16 protein-coding genes are annotated in these 17827 nt (G+C 70.6%); 9 read left to right on the forward strand and 7 right to left on the reverse strand.

Annotated elements, in window-relative coordinates; genetic code table 11:
- Positions 1-12: 12 nt before the first annotated feature.
- The 3 genes from K0H49_RS30345 to K0H49_RS30355 are packed head-to-tail and all read right to left on the reverse strand — an operon-like array spanning position 13 to position 2928.
- Complete coding sequence (locus K0H49_RS30345; RefSeq protein ID WP_219220751.1) at positions 13-990, reverse strand: VWA domain-containing protein; 978 nt, start codon at positions 988-990, stop codon at positions 13-15.
- Positions 991-1008: 18 nt separating this feature from the next.
- A complete protein-coding gene (locus K0H49_RS30350; RefSeq protein ID WP_219220753.1) occupies positions 1009-1977 on the reverse strand; it encodes a lipopolysaccharide kinase InaA family protein in 969 nt (322 codons plus the stop codon).
- A 36-nt stretch (positions 1978-2013) separates the two neighbouring features.
- A complete protein-coding gene (locus K0H49_RS30355) occupies positions 2014-2928 on the reverse strand; it encodes a LysR substrate-binding domain-containing protein (RefSeq protein ID WP_219220755.1) in 915 nt (304 codons plus the stop codon).
- A gap of 95 nt (positions 2929-3023) precedes the next feature.
- On the opposite strand from K0H49_RS30355, the gene K0H49_RS30360 reads away from it, so the two are divergent.
- From K0H49_RS30360 to K0H49_RS30385, 6 genes are read left to right on the forward strand one after another with little or no spacing between them, the layout of a single operon-like run.
- Positions 3024-3917 (forward strand): FAS1-like dehydratase domain-containing protein, encoded by an 894-nt coding sequence (locus K0H49_RS30360; protein WP_219220757.1) that lies wholly within the window; start codon positions 3024-3026, stop codon positions 3915-3917.
- Between the two features lie 10 nt (positions 3918-3927).
- The gene (locus tag K0H49_RS30365; RefSeq protein ID WP_219220759.1) at positions 3928-5097 is read left to right on the forward strand and encodes an acyl-CoA dehydrogenase family protein; all 1170 of its coding nucleotides are present in this window, start codon (positions 3928-3930) and stop codon (positions 5095-5097) included.
- A gap of 11 nt (positions 5098-5108) precedes the next feature.
- Positions 5109-6290 carry a CaiB/BaiF CoA transferase family protein gene (locus K0H49_RS30370; RefSeq protein WP_219220761.1) on the forward strand — a complete coding sequence of 394 codons (1182 nt, stop codon included), beginning with the start codon at positions 5109-5111 and terminating at the stop codon, positions 6288-6290.
- Positions 6290-7645 carry an MmgE/PrpD family protein gene (locus K0H49_RS30375; RefSeq protein ID WP_219220763.1) on the forward strand — a complete coding sequence of 452 codons (1356 nt, stop codon included), beginning with the start codon at positions 6290-6292 and terminating at the stop codon, positions 7643-7645. The genes K0H49_RS30370 and K0H49_RS30375 overlap by 1 nt, the downstream gene beginning before the upstream one ends.
- On the forward strand, positions 7642-8493 hold the full coding sequence (locus K0H49_RS30380) for an HpcH/HpaI aldolase/citrate lyase family protein (protein WP_219220766.1): 852 nt from the start codon (positions 7642-7644) through the stop codon (positions 8491-8493). The genes K0H49_RS30375 and K0H49_RS30380 overlap by 4 nt, the downstream gene beginning before the upstream one ends.
- 48 nt (positions 8494-8541) lie before the next feature.
- Complete coding sequence (locus K0H49_RS30385) at positions 8542-9531, forward strand: tripartite tricarboxylate transporter substrate-binding protein (RefSeq protein WP_219220768.1); 990 nt, start codon at positions 8542-8544, stop codon at positions 9529-9531.
- A gap of 15 nt (positions 9532-9546) precedes the next feature.
- Here the strand turns inward: K0H49_RS30385 and mltB are convergent, their stop codons facing one another.
- The 4 genes from mltB to K0H49_RS30405 are packed head-to-tail and all read right to left on the reverse strand — an operon-like array spanning position 9547 to position 14586.
- A complete protein-coding gene (gene mltB, locus K0H49_RS30390) occupies positions 9547-10632 on the reverse strand; it encodes a lytic murein transglycosylase B (protein WP_219220771.1) in 1086 nt (361 codons plus the stop codon).
- A gap of 52 nt (positions 10633-10684) precedes the next feature.
- Positions 10685-12691, reverse strand: coding sequence for a transglutaminase family protein (locus K0H49_RS30395; protein WP_219220773.1), 2007 nt, complete (start codon positions 12689-12691; stop codon positions 10685-10687).
- A complete protein-coding gene (locus tag K0H49_RS30400; RefSeq protein ID WP_219220775.1) occupies positions 12685-13653 on the reverse strand; it encodes a DUF58 domain-containing protein in 969 nt (322 codons plus the stop codon). Before K0H49_RS30400 ends, K0H49_RS30395 begins: the two co-directional genes overlap by 7 nt.
- A 12-nt stretch (positions 13654-13665) precedes the next feature.
- Entirely contained in the window at positions 13666-14586 is a 921-nt protein-coding gene (locus K0H49_RS30405; RefSeq protein ID WP_219220779.1) for an AAA family ATPase, read from the reverse strand.
- A gap of 100 nt (positions 14587-14686) precedes the next feature.
- Between K0H49_RS30405 and K0H49_RS30410 the strand changes: the two genes are divergently transcribed.
- From K0H49_RS30410 to K0H49_RS30420, 3 genes are all read left to right on the forward strand, one after another.
- A complete protein-coding gene (locus tag K0H49_RS30410) occupies positions 14687-15643 on the forward strand; it encodes a histone deacetylase family protein (protein WP_219220782.1) in 957 nt (318 codons plus the stop codon).
- A gap of 1 nt (position 15644) precedes the next feature.
- On the forward strand, positions 15645-16928 hold the full coding sequence (locus tag K0H49_RS30415; protein ID WP_219220784.1) for a mechanosensitive ion channel family protein: 1284 nt from the start codon (positions 15645-15647) through the stop codon (positions 16926-16928).
- 167 nt (positions 16929-17095) lie between these two features.
- On the forward strand, positions 17096-17827 hold a 732-nt coding region (locus K0H49_RS30420; RefSeq protein ID WP_219220787.1), incomplete at its 3' end, for an electron transfer flavoprotein subunit beta/FixA family protein.

A 17827-nucleotide genomic window follows, 5' to 3' on the forward strand; every position in this document is an offset into this window, starting at 1 on the left:
GTCGCAGGGTCTTCATCCGACCAGCTTCTTCCACCACGAGCCGAGGGCGGTGGTCGCGGTCGCCGCGGTGGGTCGCGCGCGCCGGGGCGCGTTCGGGTCCAGCAGCTCGGCATAGGCCTCGAGCGCATGCGCGACCGTGGCGATGCGTTCCTTGGGTGTGCCGTGCGCGGCCATCACCTGCGTGAGCCCCTGGAGGCCCGTCACGGCGTGCTCGGTCAGCGCCACGATGCCCGCGGCCACGGCGCAGGCGTCTTCCGGCGCGTCCATGCAGATCACATGGTCGCCCAGCAGTTCGCGCCAGCGGCCCTCGCACCGGCGGCGGCGCTGCGCGTCGGGGATCAGGAAGAACAGGTGGTAGGTCTCGGCCGCGGCCGCGATCACTTCCTCGATCGGGATGTCCTCGTCGAGCTTGTCGCCGATCAGCGCCTCGATCTGGTGGCGAGAGACGGCGTTGTAGGGCAGTTCGTCGCCGGTCATGAACAGGTAGCCACGCTTCTTGCGCTGGGCCCAGGCGTCGCTGTCGGTGTGCTGGGCGAGCACGTAGAAGGCCAGCTCGTAGCTCTCCTCGCCGCTGCCGCCACCGCCGCCTTCGAGGTAGCTCGAGGTGAGCCACTGGTCCATGAGTTCGGCGGTCGATTCGAACTGGCCGACCTGCAGCGGGGCCGAGTCCGACACCGCGTCGCCGATGGCCATGAACATCAGCTGCGGGTCGGCGACGCCGCAGTCGGTCAGGAGCTTCATGAAGGTCGGCAGCTCCTGGCGCGCGAGCAGCTGCGGGATGTCGCCCATCGAGCCTGTGACGTCGAGTGCGAACACCACCGGCAGCGAGTTCGGATGGTCGGCGTTGTCGCGCGATTCGCGCACCTTGAGGCCGCGCGGGTTCATCAGCGTGTGCACGCCGCGCTGGGTGAAGACCTCCTGGCCGGGTTGCGCGGCACGGTCGGCGAGCAGCGCGGCATGGGCCGCGTGCGAGTAGTTGCCATAGCCCATCTCGTTGACTCCTGGGGTTCACGCGCCGTGCGGCGCGGGGTTGAAAGGGATGAATCGGGGGGCGCCGAAGGAAGCCAGCGCGGCCTCGGTCAGCGCGGTCTGGAGGGCGGCCGCGTCCAGGGTCGTGCCGTCTTCGCTGCAACGGCGCAGCAGCTCGGCGAGCGGCGCGGGCGTGTGCGCGCCCAGGCCGGGCGTGCCGCCATCGCGGCTGCCGTGCAGCACCGCGCGGATCGCCCAGGCCGACTGCCGCAGGTCGTGCGCCACCGCATCGGCCAACGCCCGGCCTTCGGCCTGCCGCGCTTCGCGCCAGCCGACCAGCAGCACGCCGTGGTCGTGCGGATGCACGAGCGCGTGCGCGGGTGTCAGGTCGCGATGGGTCCAGCCGTGGGAATGCACGAAGCCCAGCAACTCGAGCATGCGGCGCCACAGCCAGACGGCATGGCGCGCATCGATGCCCTCGGGCTGGGCCTGCGCCACGGCCGCCAGGCTGCCCCAATGGCCGGGCGGGTGGCGCAGCAGCAGCGCGTCGTGCGAGCCGCCGGCGGCCGTGGTGGCCGCGCCCACGCCGATGGGCTGCGGCAGGCGGCGCGTGAAGTAGGCGGCGCCCGGGCCCTGCAGCTTCTGCAGCGCGCGCAGCACGTCGAACTCCTGGCGCAGCGCGTCGGCATGGCCGGCCACATGCGCGAGCTTCACGGTGACGCGCTCGGGCGCGGCGCCCAGGCGCTGGGCCAGCAGCACCTCATGGTGCAGGCCGTGGCCCAGCGGCACCAGCACGCGGTAGCGCGCATCCCGCCACTGGAAGATCTGGCCGTCCGCCGCGTGCGATTGCGCGCGCAGCCAGGCGGCACGGAAGTCGGCGCGCTGGATGATCTCCTCGCCGCGCATGACGGTGGCACCGCAGTACGGGCATTGCACGGTGCGCCAGCGTGCCGCACGGGGCAGCGGTGCGGCGCATTGCGGGCAGACGAGGGCCGTGAGGGTCAGCATCGGGCCAAGCATACTTGGCCGGCACGGTGCCGAGTGTCAGCCGACGTCCAGCTTGTCTACCTGCGCATAGTGCTCGCACAGCGCCTCGACCAGCGCCTTGGCGTAGGTCGGCAGGCTGGCGCGCTCGCGCACCAGCAGGTAGCGCTCGCGCACGCACCAGTCGTCGCTGAGTTCGATCAGCGCGAGCTGCATGCCCTGCTGGTTGCGGCGCGCGGCCGATTCGGGCACCACGCCGATGCCCACGCCGCTGCCGATCATGCGGCACATGGCGTCGAAGCTGCCCAGCTGGATGCGCAGCTTCTGGCGCCGGCCCAGGTGCTCGGTGATCTGCGTCAGGAAGGCCTGCAGCGTGCTGCCCTGCGCCATGCCCACCGCGTCTTCGTCCAGCGTCTCGGCGAAGGCGATGCGCTTGCGCCTGGCGAAGCGATGCTGGCGTGAGGTGACGAGCACCAGCCGGTCGGTGCTGAAGTGGATCGCCTCCAGGCCCAGCGTGTCGACGTTGCCCGCGACGATGCCGATGTCGGCCCGGCCCTCGAGCACACCGCGCGGGATCTGAGCGTTCGGTTTCTCCTGAAGGTCGACGTTGATGCGCGGATGCGCCGCCAGGAAGGCCGGCAGCAGTTCGGGCAGGAAGTCGGTCACGGCCGTGGTGTTGGCGAACACCCGCAGGTGGCCGCGCAGCCCGCCGCCGTAGGCCAGCAGTTCGTCGCGCAGCCGGTCCGTCTGGTGCAGCACCAGTCGGGCGTGGTGCAGGAAGGCCTCGCCCTGCGGCAGCAGGCGCACGCCGCGCGCCTCGCGCGTCAGCAGCTGCAACCCAGCCTGGGTTTCCAACGCCTTGATGCGCGCGCTGGCCGCGGCCAGCGACAGGTGCTGGCGCTCGGCCGCACGCGTGAGGTTGCCCAGCTCGGCGGTGGCGACGAACAGGCGCAGGTCGGTCAGGTCGAATTGCATGCGCCGATGCTAGCAAGGCTTCGCGGATTCCGAAGGCTCGGTTCCAAACTCGCAGATTGTGCGCAGGCGGCGCGGGCACGACCATGGCGGCTCGCATGAACAGTTCCACCTCTTCTCCTTCCTTCCTCGATGCCGACGGGCTCGCCGCGCTGCAGGCCTGGCAGGGCCGCAGCGAAACGCTGCACGACGAGATCACCGCCGCACCGCTGCGTGCCTTGTCCGCCACGCTCGACCGCGACGATGCCGCGCCCGAGACCGGCACACGCCTGCCCGAACTCTGGCACTGGCTCTACTTCCTGCCGCACCACCGCCAGTCCGAGATCGGTCCCGACGGCCATGCGCGGCGCGGCGGCTTCCTGCCGCCGGTGCCGCTGCCGCGCCGCATGTGGGCCGGCGGCCGGTTCGCATGGGAGGCAGCCAACCCGCTGCGCGTGGCCGATGCGGTGCGGCGCGTGTCGACCATCGGCTCGGTCACGCACAAGGCGGGCCGCAGCGGTGCGCTGGTCTTCGTGTGCGTTCGGCACGAAGTGCACAACGCCCACGGCCTCGCGCTCACCGAGGAGCACGACATCGTCTACCGCGCCGCCGCGGCCCCCGGCGAAGCCGCGCCCGCACCCACGCCGGCCCCGGCGGGCGCCGCCTTCAGCCGCACCGTCGTGCCCGACGACGTGCTCTTGTTCCGCTACTCGGCGCTGACCTTCAACGGCCACCGCATCCACTACGACCGCCGCTACGTGAGCGAGGTCGAGGGCTATCCGGGCCTGATCGTGCATGGCCCGCTGATCGCCACCTTGCTGGTCGACCTGCTGCGCCGCGAGCGGCCGGATGCGGTCCTCTCGCACTTCGAATTCCGCGCCGTGCGGCCCACCTTCGACACCGCGCCGTTCCGGCTGCACGGCCGTCCGGAGGCCGACGGCAAGACCTTCCACCTCTGGGGCGAGGACGCCGACGGCTGGCTCACGATGAGCGCGACCGCCACCCTGGCTTGAGAAAGACAGCATGAAGACCGAGATCCCCACCCCCGACGACCACCAGGCGATGCGCGAGGCCCTGCGCGCGCTGTGCGGCGGCTTCGACGCCACCTACTGGCAGCAGGTCGACCATGCGCGCGGCTACCCCGAAGCCTTCGTGAACGCGCTGACCGAGGCCGGCTGGCTGGCCGCGCTGATCCCCACCGAGTACGGCGGCTCGGGCCTGGGCCTGACCGAGGCCTCGGTGATCATGGAGGAGATCAACTTCTCCGGCGGCAACGCAGGCTCCTGCCACGGCCAGATGTACAACATGGGCACGCTGCTGCGCCATGGCAGCGAGGCGCAGAAGCGCCAGTACCTGCCGCGGATCGCGAGCGGCGCGCTGCGGCTGCAGTCGATGGCCGTGACCGAGCCCAGCACCGGCACCGACACCACGCAGCTCAAGACCACGGCCGTGAAGAAGGGCGACCGCTATGTCGTCAACGGCCAGAAGGTCTGGATCTCGCGCATCCAGCACTCCGACCTGATGATCCTGCTGGCCCGCACCACGCCGCTGGCCGAGGTGAAAAGGAAGTCCGAGGGCATGTCGATCTTCATCGTGGACCTGAAGAGCGCGATCGGCCACGGCATGACGGTGCGACCCATCCTGAACATGGTCAACCACGAGACCAACGAGGTGTTCTTCGACAACCTCGAGATCCCGGCGGAGAACCTGATCGGCGAGGAGGGCCAGGGTTTCAAGTACATCCTCGACGGGCTCAACGCCGAGCGCACGCTGATCGCGGCCGAGTGCATCGGCGACGCCTACTGGTTCATCGACAAGGCGCGCCGCTATGCGAGCGAGCGCCAGGTCTTCGGCCGCCCGATCGGCCAGAACCAGGGCATCCAGTTCCCGATCGCGGCCGACTACATCGAGACCGAGGCCGCCAACCTGATGCGCTTCAAGGCCTGCGCGCTGTTCGACGCGGGCCGGCCCTGCGGCGCCGAGGCCAACATGGCCAAGTACCTGGCGGCCAAGGCCAGCTGGGAGGCGGCCAACACCTGCCTGCAGACGCACGGCGGCTTCGGCTTCGCCTGCGAATACGACGTGGAGCGCAAGTTCCGCGAGACCCGGCTCTACCAGGTGGCGCCGATCTCGACCAACCTGATCCATTCCTACGTGGCCGAGCACCTGCTCGGGCTGCCACGTTCGTTCTGACGGAGGCCGCCATGACCCGACCCCTGGACGGCATCACCGTCATCTCGCTCGAACACGCCATCGCGGCCCCGTTCTGCACCCGCCAGCTGGCCGACCTGGGCGCGCGCGTGATCAAGGTCGAGCGGCCCGGCACGGGCGACTTCGCGCGCGCCTACGACCAGCGTGTCGACGGCGAGGCCTCGCACTTCGTCTGGGTCAACCGCTCGAAGGAAAGCCTCACGCTCGACCTCAAGCAGCCGGCCGCGCTGGCCGTGTTGCAGGAACTGATCGCCGGCGCCGACGTGCTGGTGCAGAACCTCGCGCCCGGCGCCGCGGCACGCATGGGCCTGGGCTACGAGACGTTGCAGGCGGCGCACCCGGCGCTGATCGTCTGCGACATCTCGGGCTACGGCGAGGACGGGCCCTACCGCGACAAGAAGGCCTACGACCTGCTGATCCAGAGCGAGGCCGGCTTCCTCTCGGTCACCGGCACGCCCGACACCCCCTGCAAGTCCGGCAACTCGATCGCCGACATCGCCGCGGGCATGTACGCCTACACCGGCGTGCTGGCCGCGCTGATGCAGCGTGGCAAGACGGGCCGGGGATCGCACATCGACGTCTCGATGCTCGAGTCGCTGGCCGAGTGGATGGGCTACCCGATGTACTACGCCTACCAGGGCGCCCCGCCGCCGCCGCGCAACGCGGCCGCGCACGCCACCATCTACCCCTACGGCCCCTTCGCGGCCGGCGATGGCGGCACCGTGATGCTGGGCCTGCAGAACGAACGCGAGTGGCAGCTGTTCTGCGAGAAGGTGCTGCTGCAGCCCGCGCTCGCCGGCGATGCGCGCTTCGACGCCAATGCCCGGCGCAACGCGAACCGCGAGGCGCTGCAGGCCGTCATCCTCGAGACCTTCTCCACGCTGAGCACCGCGCAGGTGCTCGAGCGGCTCGATGCGGCGCAGATCGCCAACGCGCGCATGAACGACATGGCCGGGCTGTGGGCGCATCCGCAACTGCAGGCGCGCGCGCGCTGGCGCGAGGTCGGCTCGCCCGCGGGCCCGATTCCCGCGCTGCTGCCGCCGGGCCGGCAGAGCGCCTTCGACTACCGCATGGACCCGGTGCCGGCGGTGGGCGAGCACACCGAGGCGATCCTGCAATCGCTGGGCCGCGATGCCGTGACCATCGCGGCGTTGCGCGCGGCGGAGGCCATCTGATGGGCACCGCCACGCTGGCCCGCTTCGCGGCCGAACTGCGCTTCGAACACATTCCCGCGCCCGTGCTGCGCCGCGCCGAAGACCTGCTGGTCGACTGGTTCGGCTCGGCCATCGCCGGCCACGGCACGCGCCCGGTCGAGACCATCGCGGCCTTCGCGCGCGCCATGGGCCCGGCCGAGGGCGCGAGCGAACTGCTGGTGGGCGGCGGCCGCAGCAGCCCTTATTTCGCGGCGATGGTGAACGCCGCCGCCTCGCACGTGGCCGAGCAGGACGACGTGCACAACGGCTCGGTGTTCCATCCGGCCACGGTGGTGTTCCCGGTCGCGCTGGCCTGGGCGCAGGCGCTGGGCGCGAGCGGCCGGCAGTTGCTGACGGCCGCGGTGGCGGGCTACGAGGTCGGCATCCGGGTCGGCGAATTCCTCGGGCGCTCGCACTACAAGGTGTTCCACACCACCGGCACCGCGGGCACGCTGGCCGCGGCGGCCACGGCCGGCCATCTGCTGGGCCTCGACGCCGCGCGCATGCAGCATGCCTTCGGCTCGGCCGGCACGCAGGCCGCGGGGCTGTGGGAGTTCCTGCGCACGGCCGCCGATTCAAAGCAGCTGCACACCGCGCACGCGGCCGCCGCGGGCCTGATGGCCGCGAGCCTGGCGCGCGACGGCTTCACCGGCGCGCAGCAGATCCTTGAGGGACCGCAGGGCCTGGCGGCGGGCATGTCGAGCGACGCCGATCCGGCGAAGCTGGTCGACGGCCTGGGCACGCGCTGGGCGCTGGCCGAGACCTCGTTCAAGTACCACGCCTCCTGCCGCCACACGCACCCGGCCGCCGATGCACTGCTGGCGGTGATGCAGGCGCACGGCCTGCGCGCCGAGGACATCGACCGCGTGCAGACCCACGTGCACCAGGGCGCGATCGACGTGCTCGGGCCGGTGGTCGACCCGGCCACGGTGCACCAGTCGAAGTTCTCGATGGGCACGGTGCTGGCGCTGGTCGCACGCTTCGGCCAGGCCGGGCTGGCCGAGTTCGACGCGCACTTCCGCGACGACGCCACCGTGGCTCTGCGCGAGCGCGTGCAGATGGTGCTCGATGCCGAGGTCGACGCCGCGTACCCACGCCGCTGGATCGGCAAGGTCACCGTGCGCACCCGCGACGGCCGTGTGCTCGAAGGCCGGGTCGACGAGCCCAAGGGCGACCCGGGCAACACGTTGAGCCGCGACGAGATCACGGCCAAGGCGCTGCGGCTCGCGGCCTTCAGCGGTGGTGCGAGCGAGGCCGGGATGCGCAGCATCATCGCCGCGCTGTGGCGCGTGGCCGATGCGCCGGTGGTCGGCCCGCTGCTCGAGGCCGCCGCATGACGACGCTGGCCCTGGCCCGCAGCTTCCTGTTCGTGCCGGGCGACCGGCCCGAGCGCCATGCGCGCGCGCTGGCCAGCGGCGCGGGCGCGGTCATCGTCGACCTCGAGGACGCGGTGGCGCCCGAGCGAAAGGCGGCGGCGCGCATGCAGCTCGATCACAGCTTCGCGGCCCTGACGAGCAACGCGCACGGCCGGCTGCTGGTGCGCATCAACGCCTGCGACACGCCCTGGCATGCGGACGACCTGGCGCTGGTCGCGCGCCTCGCGGCGCGGCGGCAGCTGGCCGGCGTGCTGCTGCCCAAGGCCGAGCGCGCCGGCGATCTCGTGGCCCTTGCGGGTGCCGTGGGGCCTGGCGTGGCGCTGCTGCCGTTGATCGAATCGGTGGCCGGCCTCGATGCGCTCGCTGCGCTGGCCGCCGCGCCGCAGGTGCTGCGCCTGGTGTTCGGCCATCTGGATTTCCAGCTCGATGCGGGCCTGGCCTGCGGGCCCGACGAGGCCGAGTTGGTGCCGGTGCGGCTCGCGCTGCTGCTGGCCTCGCGCCGCGCGGGCCTGGCGCCGCCGGTGGACGGCATCACGGCCGACTGGCGCGACACGGCGCGGCTCGCGGCCGAGGCGGCGCGCGCGCGCCGGGGCGGCTTCGGCGCCAAGTTGTGCGTGCATCCCGAACAGGTCGCGGTCGTGCAGGCCGCCTTTACGCCCAGCGCCGACGAGCGGGGCTGGGCGCTTCGCGTCTGTGAGGCGGTGCGCGCGGCCGGCGGCGGCGTGGTCAAGGTCGACGGCCGCATGGTCGACGCGCCCGTGGTCCGGCTGGCCGAGCGCCTGCTGGCGCAGGAGGTGCACACCGCCTGACGGGGCCCGCGATCCGCTTTCTTTCAGATCAATTCAACAGGAGACGACATGGCATCGAAGACCCGAACATGGCTGGGCGGCATCGCACTGGCCGCGACACTGCTGCCGATTCACGCGCCGGCGCAATCGACTTGGCCCGACAAACCCATCACCTTGGTCGTGCCGTACTCGGCCGGCGGCCCGACCGACGTGGTGGCGCGCATGCTGGCCATCCCCATGGGCAAGTCGCTGGGCCAGACCGTGATCGTCGAGAACACGGTGGGGGCGGGCGGTACCATCGCGCCGGCGCGGGTGGCGCGCGCCGCGCCCAACGGCAACACCATCCTGATCCACCACATGGGCATGGCGACCGCGCCGGCGCTCTACAAGAAGCTCAGCTTCGATCCGCTGAAGGACTTCGAGTACATCGGGCAGGTGCTCGACGTGCCGATGACGCTGCTGTCGCGCAAGGACTTCCCGGCCAACAATTTCCCCGAGCTGCTGGCCTATGTGAAGATGCACAAGGACAAGGTCTCGCTGGCCAATGCCGGCATCGGCGCCGTGTCGCAGCTGTGCGGGCTGCTGTTCGCAAGCCAGATCGGGGTCGAACTCACGACCGTGCCCTACAAGGGCGCGGGCCCGGCGCTCAACGACCTGATGGGCGGGCAGGTCGACCTCTTGTGCGACCAGACCACGCAGACCGCGCCGGTGATCAAGGACGGGCAGCGGGTCAAGGTGTTCGGCGTGACCACGCCGCAGCGGCTGGCCTCGATGCCCAACATCCCTACGCTCGACGAGCAGGGCCTCAAGGGCTTCGACGTGAAGGTCTGGCACGGCGTCTACGCGCCCAAGGGCACGCCGCCCGAGGTCACGGCCAAGCTCAACGTGGCACTGCGGGCCGCGCTGCAGGACGAGGCGGTGAAGGCCCGCATCGCCGAGCTGAGTTCGGAGATCGTGCCGATGGACAAGGTCACGCCCGAATCGCTGCGCACCCATCTCGCGGCCGAGACCGCGAAGTGGGGCAAGGTGATCAAGGCCTCGGGCGTGCAGGCGGACTAATCCGGCCTTGCAAGGTCAGGGCGATACGATCGCCTTGACCTCGTTGCCCAGCTCGAGCACCGACATCGCGTAGTAGCTGCTCCAGTTGTAGCGCGTGATCACGTAGAAGTTCTGCGTGCCCGCCACATAGCTGGGCGCATCGGGGCCGTTCTGCAGCTCGATCAGCGCGAGCAGGCCCGGGTGCGACAGCGCCTCGCCGCGCAGCGTGGCGCCGGCGGCGACGAAGCTGTCGGCGCTGAAGGTGGGCTTGATGTCGGGCGCCATCAGGATCTGCATCTTCAGGCGCTCGGGGTCGAGGCGCACCGGGAAGATCGAGGCCATGCCGCGCTGCCAGCCGAAGGCCTTGAAGTAGTTGGCCACCGAGCCGATCACGTCGGCGGTGTTGTTCACCAGGTCGATGCGGCCGTCGCCGTCGAAATCGACCGCGTACTTGGCGATGCTGCTGGGCATGAACTGCGGCATGCCCATGGCGCCCGCATAGCTGCCCAGCGGCACCAGCGGGTCCTGCGCGGTGCGGCTCTCGATGCTCAGGAAGCTCTCGAGCTCGCCGCGGAAGAAGGCCTCGCGCTCGGCCGCGCGCGGGTGGCCCTGCGGGAAGTCGAAGGACAGCGTGGCCAGCGCATCGATCACGCGGAAGTTGCCCATGATGCGGCCATAGAGCGTCTCGACGCCGATGATGCCCACGATGATCTCGGGCGGCACGCCGTACTCGGCCTCGGCCCGCGCCAGCAGCGCCGCGTTGTCGCGCCAGAAGCGCACGCCGGCATTGATGCGGATGGGGTCGACGATGCGCGCGCGGTAGGCGTTCCAGTTCTTGGGCGAGCCCTTGGCCGGCGGCAGCATGAGCCGCGGCACGTTGGGCAGCAGCTGCGCGGCGCCGATGGTGGCGCGTACCCAGTCGCGGTCGAGGTTGCGGCGCGTGGCCACGTCGTCGGCGAAGCGCATCGCATCGTCGCGCGTGGCGTAGGGCACGGTGCCGCGCACCGCGGTCGCGCCGCGCCGTGCATCGGCGTTCTGTGCGATGGCCGCGGGCGGCAGGGCCAGGGCCGCGAGGAGCAGGCCGGCGAGAAGGGAGGGGGCGGTCGAGGAGAGGCGTCGCATGCGTCGATTGTGCCGCCGGCTCGAAAGGCGCCGTGTGGGAATACCGCTGCTTTCAGCCGGGCCAGCGCAGCCGGCGGAATTCGGCGCGCAATGGGCCCAGCGCGGTGGCAGGCGCGGGCGCATAGCGCTGCGCCTCGAGCGCGAGCAGCCAGTCGTGCGCAGGCTGGGCCGCGGCGCCGAAGCGCTGTGTGGCCAGCGCCGCCATCTGGCGCGGCGTGGCAGGCTCGGGCAGCGCGAGGCCGGCCTTCTCCAGGCGCCGGCGCGCGCGGCGCAGCAGCCGCAGCCAGGGGTCGTGCTGGGCGCGTTCCCACAGCGTCCAGCCCACGCCGCCCAGCGTCGCGATCACCAGCATCCAGAGCAGCACCGTGGCCAGGTCCTGCAGGCTGGGCGACTCGAAGCCCAGCGACTTGAGCAGGTCGAGCTGCCGGCTCTGTGTGTAGTTGAGCACCCACTGGTTCCAGCGGTTGTTGACCGCCTCCCAGGCCGCGCGCAGGTTCTGCGACAGCGTGGGGCTCATGGTGCCGATCGCGTTGGCGAAAAAGCCGGGCGGCGAACTCAGCCGCTGGAAGCTGCCGATGCGCCCTGGCGAGACCGAGGCCGTCGGGTCGACCCGCGTCCAGCCCGTGCCGGCCTGCCAGACCTCGGCCCAGGCATGGGCGTCGGACTGGCGCAGCACCCAGTAGCCGTCGACGCCGTTCTGCTCGCCGCCCTGGTAGCCGGTGACGATGCGCGCGGGGATGTCGAGCCCGCGCATCAGCACCACGAAGGCCGAGGCGATGTGTTCGCAGAAGCCGGCCTTGCGGTCGAACCAGAACTCGTCGGCGGTCTCGTCGCCGTAGACGCCGGGCTCCAGCGTGTAGCTGTAGCCGCCGCTGCGCAGGCGCTCGAGCGCGGCCTGCACGAAGGCCGGTGTGCCGGCATCGGCGAGCTTGGGGTCGCGCTTCATCTGGGCCGCGAGCGCGAGCGTGCGCGGGTTGCGGCCCTCGGGCAGCGCCACATAGGGCTGCAGCGCGGCAGTACGCCGCAGCGGGCCGCTCTGGAAGTCCGGATAGCTCTCGGCACGGTAGCGCACCAGGTCGCCGATCGCGCGGTTGGCCACCCATTGCAGCTCGGGCGTGGCCATCACGCGCAGGCCGGGGATCTCGGGCAGTGTCTTCGGCGCGGGGGCGTCGAGCGTGAGCAGCCAGGGGCGGTTGCTGGGCTCGAGCGTGACCTCGTAGCGCACCGGCTCGCCCCGCACGCGCAGGTTGGCGTCGAAGCTGCCGCGTTCCCAGGGCGGGGTCGTGGTCCATTCGCGGCCGTCGAAGTTCGACAGCACCGGGCCACGGAAGTAGAGCTGGGGCTGGGGCGGCGGGCTGCCGCCATCGAAGCGCACGCGCGCGGCGATGCCGTCGTCGAGCGCCAGCTGCGCGATGGTGCCCACGCGCATGCTGTTCGACAGCCCGCTGCGCCCGGTCATCTCGTCGTTGGGCGTGCCCCACAGCGGCGCCATGCGCGGGAACAGCATGAACAGCGCGAGCATGATCGGCGCGCCCAGCAGCGCCATCCCGCCCGCGGTGCGCGCGGCCTGCAGCAGCGGCGGCCGGCCCACCGGCATGTGGGCGTTGACCAGCGCGGTCAGCAGGCCCAGCAGCGCGAACAGCATCGCCACCGCGGTCAGCAGCGACTGCGACTGGAAGAAGTTGGTCAGCATCACGAAGAAGCCGAGAAAGAAGATCACCAGCGCGTCGCGCCGCGCGCGCACCTCCATGGTCTTGAGCGCGAGCATCACCACCACCAGCGTGACGCCCGCATCGCGCCCGAGCAGCGTGCGGTGGGTCGCGAAGATGGCGGCCAGCGCGACGGCCAGCAGCGCGATGAGCCACCAGCGCCCGGGCAGCGGCCGCGACTGCACGGCCAGCGTGCCGCGCCAGACCAGCACGCCGGCCGTGAACAGCGTGCACCACAGGGGCAGGGTGCCGACCTGCGGCAGCAGCACCAGCGCGATCACGCACAGCAGGAACAGCGTGTCGCGCGCATCGCGCGGCAGCGTGCCGAGCCGTTGCACCAGGCTCAGCATGTGGCCAGCACCTCGAGGCAGCGGCGCCGATGCGCTTCGCCTTGCGAAGGCGGAACCTGCCGCCCGGCCACGCGCAGGCCGTAGTCCACGCCCAGCCGGTCGGCCATCAGCACCCAGGCGCACAGGCGCGAGAGCCGCGCCTCGACATCGGGCAGGCCGGCGTGCTGGGCATCGAGCCAGAGCTCGTGCCGCTGCGATTGCTGGGTGTCGCGGCTCACCAGTTCGTCGGAGCCCGCGGCCTGAGCGCGCGCGGCCTTCTTCCACACCACCAGCTTGAGCGGGTCGCCGCGGCGGTAGGCGCGCACGCCGTCGTATTCGCCGGCGCTCGCGGCCCGCGCCAGCGAGGTGCTGGCGTCGCCGGACAGCGGTTCGCCGGGCGGCAGGGCCGGCGGATGCGCTTCGGGCGCGGGGTAGACCAGCAGCGGCGAGGCCGGCCGCCAGACGGTCCAGACGCGGAAGGTGCCGAGCGGAAAACGGGTCTCGGCCGTGAGCGGCGGCACTGGGTGCAGGCCGCGGCGCTCGGGCTTGAAGGCGATCTCGACCGTCTCGCTGCCCTGGGCCGGCACGTCGCACCAGGCCCACTGGCCGCTGCCGCGCACCGCCAGGCCGATGCCGTGGCGCACGCCGCGCCGCGCGTTGTGCAGCACGATGCGGAACATGGCGGCGCTGCCCGCGTACTGCGGCTCGGGCGGCATCAGGTGCATCGAGAGGCCGCGCAGCGTGGCGTGGCTCACGTGCATGCCCACGGCCACGCAGCCGGCCAGCATGAAGGTCAGCAGGTAGCCCAGGTTGAGCTGGTAGTTGATCGACGCGACCAGCAGCACGAGCAGGGTCAGCGCCAGCATCCAGCCCGCGCGCGTCGGCACGATATAGACGTTGCGCTGGGTCAGCGCGAGCATGTCGCTGGGCGGCCGGCGTGACAGGAACCAGCCGTCGATGCGCCGGCGCAGCGTGGCGATCATGGACGGTTCAGGTCAGGGCAGCGGGATGGCGGCGATCATGGCGCGCACCTGCTCGAAGGCGCCGCGGCCGGCGTCGCCCACAGGCGTGACGCGGTGCGCCACGGTCTGCGGCAGCACCGCCTGCACGTCGTCGGGCGCCACGTAGTCGCGCCCGGCCAGCAGCGCCTGCGCCTTGGCGGCCCGCAGGATCGCGATGCCCGCGCGCGGCGACAGGCCCTGCAGGAACCAGCGGCCGTCGCGGGTGGCGGCGATCAGGTCCTGCACATAGTTCAACAGCGGTTCGGAGGCGTGCACCTGCTGCACGCGCTGCTGCAGCGCCTGCAGTTCGCCCGCATCGAGCAGCGCGGGCAGGGTGGCCAGCATCTCGCGCCGGTCGGCGCCGGCCAGCAGCTCGCGCTCGGCCGCGCGGTCGGGGTAGCCCAGCGAGATGCGCATCAGGAAGCGGTCGAGCTGCGATTCGGGCAGCGCGAAGGTGCCGAGCTGGTCGTGCGGGTTCTGGGTGGCGATCACGAAGAAGGGCGTGGGCAGCGGCCGGGTCTCGCCTTCGATCGTGACCTGCTTCTCCTCCATCGCCTCGAGCAGCGCGCTCTGGGTCTTGGGACTGGCGCGGTTGATCTCGTCGGCCAGCAGCACCTGCGAGAAGATCGGTCCGGGGTGGAACACGAAGGCCTGCTGGTTGCGGTCGTAGATGGCCACGCCCGACAGGTCGCCGGGCATCAGGTCGGCCGTGAACTGCACGCGCGAGAACTGCAGGCCGAAGGTGTGCGACAGCGCATGGGCGAGGGTGGTCTTGCCGACCCCCGGCACGTCTTCGATCAGCAGGTGGCCCCCCGCCAGCAGGCAGGCCACGCAGTCGCGCACCTGCGCCTCCTTGCCCACGATCACCGTGTTAAGCTGACCCAGCAAACTGGCGAGCTTTGCGGCAACGTCCATTTTTGTATCCATATGCAAACCATACCGCAAGGCGCGAAGGCCCACGCCGGCTAAGGGTGGCGGGGTGCAGCGACGAGTCCGCGGTGAGATCGACCGAGACATGGGCAAAACCGGCTACTTCACACACCGCGACTGCTGGAAACACGACATGGGCGGCGGGCATCCCGAATGCCCAGAACGCCTCGACGCCATCGAGGACCGGCTGCTGCTCACCGGCGTCGGCGACGCCCTCGAACGCTGCGACGTGCCCCTGGCCACGCTCGAGCAGATCACCCGGGCCCACAGCGTGGCCCACCTCGAGCATCTCGAAGCGCTGAGCCAGCGCCTGATCGAGGACAACCCCGCCGGCGGCCCCACGCAGGCCATGCTCGACCCCGACACCGTGCTCATGCGCTACACCGTGCTGGCCGCGCGCCGTGCAGCCGGCGCCGCGGTGGCGGCCACCGACGCGGTGATGTCGGGCCAGCTCGAGAACGCCTTCTGCGCGGTGCGTCCGCCCGGCCACCATGCGGAGCGCGAGCAGGCCATGGGCTTCTGCTTCCTCAACAACGTGGCGATCGCGGCGCGCCATGCGCTCGAGGTGCACGGGCTGGAACGCGTGGCCGTCGTCGACTTCGACGTGCACCACGGCAACGGCACCGAGAACATATTGGCCGGCGATCCGCGCGTGCTGATGGTCGGCTTCTTCCAGCATCCCTTCTATCCCTTCAGCGACGTCGACCATCCGGCGGCGAACATGCTCAACCTGCCGGTGCCGGCCTACACCAAGGGCATGGACGTCCGCGAGCTGATCGACATGATGTGGCTGCCGCGGCTGGAGGAATTCAAGCCGCAGATGATCTTCGTGAGCGCCGGCTTCGACGCCCACCGCGACGACGAAATGGGCCAGCTGCGGCTCAACGAGAACGACTTCGCCTGGATCACCGAGCGGGTGCACGAGGTGGCGCGGCGCCATTCGCACGGCCGCATCGTGTCGCTGCTCGAGGGCGGCTACAACCTCGACGCGCTGGCCCAGAGCGTCGAGGCCCACATCCGGGTGCTCGCAGACCTGCGCTGAAATGAACCTCGACGACTTCATGGCACGCCTGGCCCAGGTCCAGGCGCGCGGCCTCTGGATCGAGTTGGCGGCGCTGGTGGCCTGCGTGGCGCTGGCCTGGGGCGTGAGCCGCTGGTTCGGCCGCGACCAGCCCAGCGACTCGATCTGGTTCGGCGCGCGGACCTTCGACGGCTTGCTGTTCCCGTTGCTGGCACTGGTGTTCACCGAGCTGGCGCGGCGCGTGGTGCACGACTTCCAGGTGGTGGTGGTGCTGCGCATCGCGGTCTCGGTGTTCGTGTCGCTGGCCGCGATCCGACTGATCGCGCGGGTGCTGCGCGCGGTGTTTCCGGCCTCGACGCTGGTGCGGCTGATCGAGCGCACCGTGTCGTGGGCCGCCTGGGCCGGGGCGGTGCTGTGGATCGTCGGCCTGCTGCCGCCGGTGCTGGCCGAGCTCGACGACATCACGCTGGCCTTCGGCAAGACCCGGGTCAGCCTGCTGACCTTCTTCCAGGGCACGCTCTCGGCCGGCCTGGTGCTGGTGGTGGCGCTCTGGATCTCCAGCACCATCGAGAAGCGCATCCTGCGCGAGGCCGTGACCGACCTGTCGATGCGCAAGGTGGCCTCGAACGCGATTCGCGCGATCCTGCTGCTGATCGGCCTGCTGTTCGCGCTGTCGGCCGTGGGCGTGGACCTGACGGCGCTGTCGGTGCTGGGCGGCGCACTGGGCGTGGGCCTGGGCTTCGGGCTGCAGAAGCTGGCGGCCAACTACGTGAGCGGCTTCGTGATCCTGCTCGAGCGCTCGATCCGCATCGGCGACAACGTCAAGGTCGACAGCTTCGAGGGCCGGATCACCGACATCAAGACCCGCTACACCCTGATCCGCGCGGGCAACGGGCGCGAGGCCATCGTGCCCAACGAATCGCTGATCACCAGCCGGGTCGAGAACCTGTCGATCTCCGACCGCAAGTTCAACATCACGACCGCCATCGTGGTGGGCTACGAGAGCAGCGTGGCGCAGGTGCAGTCGATCCTGGTCGAGGCCGCCAAGGCCCAGGCGCGGGTCATGACCGACCCGTCGCCGATCGCCTACCTGACCAACTTCGCGCCCGATGGCCTGGAGTTCACGCTGCATTTCTGGGTCACCGACCCCGAAAAGGGCCGGGACAACCTGCGCTCGGCGATCAACATCGCGATCCTCGAAGGCCTGCGCGCCGCGGGCATCGACATTCCCTATCCGCAGCGCGTGCTGCGGGTCGCCTCCTTGCCCGAGGGTTTTCAGCAGGCGCCGACCGCGCCTCCCGTATAATTTTCCCTTAAAAAGCACGATCGTTCTTTTTTGTTCGGTGGCTTCTGCCTGTCGGAACCGGCTTGCGTGGACAGTGACCGAAACGGACAGGGCTGACAAAGCCCTCGCCCTAGAATGATCGGCTACCCCGAATTCACTCAGTTTTGCAATCCTACGGAGTCATACCCATGAAGGTTCTGGTCCCAGTCAAACGGGTCGTCGACTACAACGTGAAAGTGCGCGTGAAGAGCGACGGCACGGGCGTCGACATCGCCAACGTCAAGATGAGCATGAACCCCTTCGACGAGATCGCCGTCGAAGAGGCGGTGCGCCTGAAGGAGAAGGGCATCGTGACCGAAGTCATCGCCGTCTCCTGCGGCGATGCGAAGTGCCAGGAGACCCTGCGCACCGCGATGGCCATCGGCGCCGACCGCGGCATCCTGGTCGAGACCACCGAAGAACTGCAGCCGCTGGCCGTGGCCAAGCTGCTCAAGGCGCTGGTCGACAAGGAACAGCCCCAGCTGATCATCCTGGGCAAACAGGCCATCGACGACGATGCCAACCAGACCGGCCAGATGCTGGCCGCGCTGGCCGACCTGCCCCAGGCCACCTTCGCCTCCAAGGTCGAAGTGGCCGGTGACAAGGCCACCGTCTCGCGCGAAGTCGACGGCGGCATGGAGACGCTGACGCTGACGCTGCCGGCCGTGATCACGACCGACCTGCGCCTGAACGAGCCGCGCTACGTCACCTTGCCCAACATCATGAAGGCCAAGAAGAAGCAGCTCGACGTCTTCAAGCCCGAGGACCTGGGCGTGGACGTCAAGCCGCGCCTGAAAACCCTCAAGGTCAGCGAGCCGCCCAAGCGCGGTGCCGGCATCAAGGTGCCCGACGTCGCGACCCTGGTGGACAAACTGAAGAAC

It is taken from the genome of Variovorax boronicumulans (genome assembly GCF_019352895.1).
Taxonomy (GTDB): domain Bacteria; phylum Pseudomonadota; class Gammaproteobacteria; order Burkholderiales; family Burkholderiaceae_C; genus Variovorax; species Variovorax boronicumulans_A.